This window comes from Oleiphilus sp. HI0125 (assembly GCF_001635355.1).
In genome coordinates this window covers 1-4,943 of record NZ_LWGF01000469.1, presented here as the reverse complement: position 1 = coordinate 4,943, position 4,943 = coordinate 1, and the positions used below count along the sequence as shown (strand labels likewise).

The following is a 4,943-nucleotide window of genomic DNA, read 5'->3' as shown; positions in this document are numbered from 1 at the left end:
CCTCTCTTTAAATATCACTACAGCATAGTCAAGTTCAGACTCTTGGCAATTACGACAAATAGGTATTGAAGGGCGACCTGAAACATTAGTGAAAAGTTTCTGTAAGAAAAATGTAAATACTGCTGCTTAGACTTCGACTTTTCATAAAAACAGAGTCAGTCCAGTGAAAGTCATTAATCATATTCGCTTCGCAGCATGCGGTGTTTTCATGGCGGTAAGTTCAGGTCTTGCCGCAAATACCGATATTCAATCCTTAGAAAACCTATCGCAAGAACTCGTGGAGATTCGTCAGCAGATTGCTAGTTTGCACGATGAAATAAATTTTTCTAAAGCAAGTTATAACGACCAATTGCGCGCGTATTCAAATCAGAAAGCGGATATGAGTGTGAAGATCAGTCGCGCAGATTTGAACCTCAAAGACCTTCAACGTGAGCTTCATAAGTTAAAGGTCGAAAACGAAGAAAAGTTTTCTACAAGTGATCAACTTGCTCCAGTGGTGCAGCGTGCCGTCCAAGATCTTAACGATCAAATTGCTCAATCGATACCGTTCAAGCGTGAAGAAAGACTTCAGGCTTTAACGGATATTCAGTATCGCCTTGATGCCAATCTTATCACTCCAAACAAAGCGGTAAATCAGTTGTGGGCCTTCGTAGAGGACGAGTTAATGATGGGGCGTAGCAGTGGAATTTATAACGAAACGGTTTTAATTGGTGGGAATGAGCAATTAGTAAAAGTATTGCGTTTGGGCAAGGTTGCTGCGTTCTACCAAGGTGCCGATGACAGCTACGGACTAATTAAGCAGGTAGACGGAGCTTGGGTACAAGAAGAACTGAACGGCCGAGAAGCGAGTGTAAATCTTGATTACCTGTTTGATGCATTTGCCAAGAATATTCGAAATGGAATGTTCACGGTTCCCAACATTCTACCAAGCATCGCGGCTCAGTAGCTTTGCTAACTATAACGAAAACCTTAGTGATTCCCATGAATAAAATCTTCGTAAAAATAATATCGTTGACAGTGCTGGTGATGACTTCGCTAGTGCTAAATGCTAACGAATTAGAACTGGCTTATCAGAAAGAATATGCCTACTTGGTTGCAGAAAAAAATGCACTTGAACAGCGTTTAGCGAATTTGAATGATTCGCAGCAGCAAAGTTTAAACAAGGCGCAGGCGGATTTAGACGCTTTGCAAAGACAATATGTAGCGAAGCAAAACCGTATTGATCGTATTAATCGTGATATAGCGGATGCTACCCGAGAAGTAGACTTCTCAGAAACCGATCAGCTACTGCTCGACGCTACACTTCTTCAGGCAACTGAAAGTCTCCAAAAGTTGGGTTTGTCGATCGATGAAACGCAAAGCCAAGATGAACAGCTTGCTACTGCATTTGGTTCAGCGCTTTTAGTTATGGGGAATGACGGACAAATTAAAACTACGGCGGAACCTTATTACGGTTTAAATGGTGAGCTTCTTGATGCACAGGTCCTAAGTGTTGGGCGTATTGCTAAATTTGGTTTAGGTGAGCAGAGCGGTGCCTTGGCTCCATCTGGGTCAGGTAAGTTCAAGTTGTGGGATCTGGCATCTCAAAGCACAGCGTTAAGTCTGGCCAATAATGAGTCGCCATCATCTATCGATATTTTCTTTTTTGATAATGCTGAGCAAGCGGTAGAGAAACAAGCGGAAAAAACATTTGCCGATGAACTAGTGGCGGGTGGCTTGATCGGTAAGGTGATCTTGGTACTTGGTATTGTCGGCTTGATCTTAGTACTGATTCGCATTGTCTCTTTGGCTTTGTTCGGTGCAAATACGCAAAAAGTAACAGAGCGCGTAAACCGCCTGATCGAGACAGAGGGTGTCGATGCCGCACTTAAAGCTTGTAAGAAAAATAAAAATAGCGCTAGCCGTGTGATTGCCGCAACGCTTCGTAATATCAAGAAAGAACGTGATCATATTGAAGATATTATTTCTGAATCGATTCTTTACGAAAGCTCGCGTATTGATCGATTTGGCTCTGCAGTTCTTGTGATTGCTGCGGTTTCACCCTTACTTGGGCTTCTAGGAACCGTAACCGGCATGATTGGTACTTTCGACATCATTACGGAGTTTGGTACGGGTGACCCGCGTCTTCTCTCAACAGGGATTTCAGAGGCGCTCATTACTACTAAGTTTGGCTTGATTGTGGCCATTCCATTGCTCCTACTGGGCAATCTTTTATCTAACTGGGCCTTGCGTACAAAGAATGGTTTAGAGCGCGCTGCACTAAACGTTATCAATACCCAAAAACCAACTGTTGATTCTCTGAAACTCGCGGCTTAGTCCGTGTCTTCGAGAGTCATAACGTAAATTGAGTATTGGTGCCATGTTAGAAACATTTATCCCCAGCTATAGCGTGTTGCTGGAATATTACGAGATGGGCGGCTTTGTAATGTTGCCGCTCATTATCGTCTCCATATTGTTGTGGTATGCCTTAGTTTATCGCGTCATGACGGTGCGCTCTAGTCAGCACAAGCCTCGTGATTTAGTGAGAAAAGCTAAGAAAGGAAAGCGCAAGTTTTTGAATCTGAAATCCGTCACTGCCGAAGCCGCAAAATTTGCGATGGATACTTCTCGTGAGTATCGCAGTCCAGTGAACGTGAAAGCGCGTATCGACGAGCATTTTTTTAATTTGAAAGAAACCATGGCGAGGCATCGTAGCTTAGTGCGTTCGCTCGTTGCTGTTGCTCCGTTGTTAGGTTTGCTCGGTACAGTCGATGGAATGATGGAGACCTTTGACTCCCTAGGCACGATGTCGCTATTTACGCAAACCGGCGGCATTGCAGGCGGGATCAGTAAGGCGCTATTTACAACACAAGTAGGTTTGGCGATTTCTATCCCAGGCTTACTTGTTGGACGAATGATTGAGCGCAAAGAGCGCAATGTCTGTCGAGAGTTGGATCAAATTCGAGACTTAGTGTGCGCTCAAAAGCAAGCGTCTCTGAGCAAATAAAATAAGCGAGAAAGAATATGAGATACAGACAAGAGAGCGAGCAAGAAGGGCAGGTAGATATCTCTCCATTGATCGACATGGTGTTCATCTTGTTAATCTTCTTCATGGTGACGACTACGTTCGTTAAAGACATGAAACTAGATCTTGAACGACCGAATGCGGCCAGTGCAGCAGCGGCTTCTACCAAGGCGACACGTATTTTTATTGATAGCTTTGGTGATGTGTATGTCGACAACCAGCCTGTGCGTGTATACAGCTTGCAGAGCAAGTTGCGCGATATGTTACGCACGAGTACTGACAAAAGTGTCTTGGTTGTGACTGATGAAAATGTGCCAGCCAAACTCGTTCTTGAAGTGATTGATCAAGCGAAGTTATCCGGTGCGAGTAATGTTGGCGTCGCGACTGAGCAGGAGTCGTGAGTAGCGCCTTATGATGAATTCAATTGAAATGAGACAAGGCGTGTCACGGCAATTTTTTTCGATTGTCGCCGCTGTTTTAGTGCCTTTTCTGTTGTTTGTTGTGGTGATTGGTTTGAACGAATCAGACTTTGATCGCGAAAAGCTCCAAGGTGGCGCAACTAATTTTGAGCTAGAACGACAACAGCAAATCACAAAAGAAAGACCCAAGCCTAAACCTAAGCAACAGGAGCGTCAGCCAAGACGCGATTTACCATCAATTCAACCTAATGCGATTGGCAGCGATTTGTCTGGTAGTGGCTTAAGTTTTGGCGTGCCTTTGTTTGATCAAGCGCAGTTCGCTGAGTTTGATGACGCAAATTTAATTGGGTCAGCAGGCGATCAAGTGATGGATAAAAGCACGGTTGATGTGCCGCCAAAGGTAAGAAAACGTTCGCCGATTGTGTATCCCGAACTTGCGCGTAAACAAGGTGTAAGTGGGTATGTGACGATGAATGTCTTGATTGATGAGCAGGGTAATATTGAAGACGTGGACATCATTGAATCAAAGCCGGCTGAAATATTCGATCTAAAAGCCGAAAGCACGATTCGACGCTGGAAGTTTGAGCCCGGCACATATAACGGTCAAAAAGTAAAAGTTTGGGCCATGCAAAAAATCGTCTTTAAATTGGATCGCTAGCATCATGAGACAACGCATTTTTATCCTTGTTATGGTTTTGGTTGCGAACCTTGCGCAGGCTTCAGGACCACAAAAAATTGATTATCTCGCACTGAGTTCAACACTGGTTAAAGACGGCTACATTCAACGAGCAAAAAGCGTGTTAGATAAAGTTGATGTCCTGGTCGATGACTTTGATTTCGCGACGTATTACACGCTAAAAGGACTTGTTTTTCAGAAAACCGGTTACCCCTTGGTATCCAACATTTTTTTAGATGCCGCGATTGAGCAAGGGCAATCTAATCCGAGTATTTACTTCTACAAAGCCCGTAATTATTGGCAGCGTAACGAATACGACATGTTGATCGCAGCGCTAGATCAAGCAGGCGAGGAAACGCTTGAAAATCCTCAGATGCTAGTCATTAAAGCAGAGGCTTTTAAGCAGATAAAGAATATGGAAGCTGCGTGGAACACGCTAGATCAAGGGATTGATCGTCACCCACAATACGCGGAGTTTTATAGCCAGAAATTCTATTACTTGTTGGAGCTAGGCTACTACCAGCAAGCCCAAGAGTATGCGCGTCAATATTTAAAAGCGCAGGGTTATACGGCGAATGATTACTTAGCCTTGGCATATGCTTTGAGAGAAAGTGGTGAATATGAGCAAGCCGCAGTGCTTCTTGAGGAGGGCGTCATTAAATATAACGATAATGACAAGCTTCTTGAGTTACTTGGTCAAGTCTATGTTGATCAGCAGCAGTACATGATGGCGGCCCTCGTTTACGAGTTCGCCTCAATGCAGTTTCCACGATTTTCAGCCAAAGCATCTGCTTTGTATTTGAAAGCGGAGAGTCCGGTGCGCGCTCTGCAATTAAATCGCCGA

The 4,943-nt window shown here is 44.1% G+C and carries 6 protein-coding genes; all 6 read left to right on the top strand.

Translation table 11 applies throughout. From position 1 onward, the window contains the following. The first annotated feature begins 163 nt into the window (after nucleotides 1-163). Nucleotides 164-946 carry a DUF3450 family protein gene (locus tag A3762_RS06140; RefSeq protein ID WP_068754539.1) on the top strand — a complete coding sequence of 261 codons (783 nt, stop codon included), beginning with the start codon at nucleotides 164-166 and terminating at the stop codon, nucleotides 944-946. Between the two features lie 35 nt (nucleotides 947-981). Continuing rightward, nucleotides 982-2,316: a MotA/TolQ/ExbB proton channel family protein gene (locus A3762_RS06135; RefSeq protein ID WP_082868971.1), complete on the top strand. Its 1,335-nt coding sequence runs from the start codon at nucleotides 982-984 to the stop codon at nucleotides 2,314-2,316. A 43-nt stretch (nucleotides 2,317-2,359) separates the two neighbouring features. Then, on the top strand, nucleotides 2,360-2,986 hold the full coding sequence (locus A3762_RS06130) for a MotA/TolQ/ExbB proton channel family protein (protein WP_068754537.1): 627 nt from the start codon (nucleotides 2,360-2,362) through the stop codon (nucleotides 2,984-2,986). A gap of 17 nt (nucleotides 2,987-3,003) precedes the next feature. Then, on the top strand, nucleotides 3,004-3,405 hold the full coding sequence (locus A3762_RS06125; protein ID WP_068481018.1) for a biopolymer transporter ExbD: 402 nt from the start codon (nucleotides 3,004-3,006) through the stop codon (nucleotides 3,403-3,405). A gap of 10 nt (nucleotides 3,406-3,415) precedes the next feature. Further along, nucleotides 3,416-4,081 (top strand): energy transducer TonB, encoded by a 666-nt coding sequence (locus A3762_RS06120; RefSeq protein WP_082868861.1) that lies wholly within the window; start codon nucleotides 3,416-3,418, stop codon nucleotides 4,079-4,081. 4 nt (nucleotides 4,082-4,085) lie between these two features. Beyond that, nucleotides 4,086-4,943: lipopolysaccharide assembly protein LapB (locus A3762_RS06115; RefSeq protein WP_068754535.1), on the top strand; the 858-nt coding region annotated here is incomplete at its 3' end.

Coding starts and splice junctions, on each gene's coding strand:
- A3762_RS06135 (WP_082868971.1), top strand. CDS start 982: ATGAATAAAATCTTCGTAAAAATAATATCGTTGACAGTGCTGGTGATG.
- A3762_RS06130 (WP_068754537.1), top strand. CDS start 2,360: ATGTTAGAAACATTTATCCCCAGCTATAGCGTGTTGCTGGAATATTAC.
- A3762_RS06125 (WP_068481018.1), top strand. CDS start 3,004: ATGAGATACAGACAAGAGAGCGAGCAAGAAGGGCAGGTAGATATCTCT.
- A3762_RS06120 (WP_082868861.1), top strand. CDS start 3,416: ATGATGAATTCAATTGAAATGAGACAAGGCGTGTCACGGCAATTTTTT.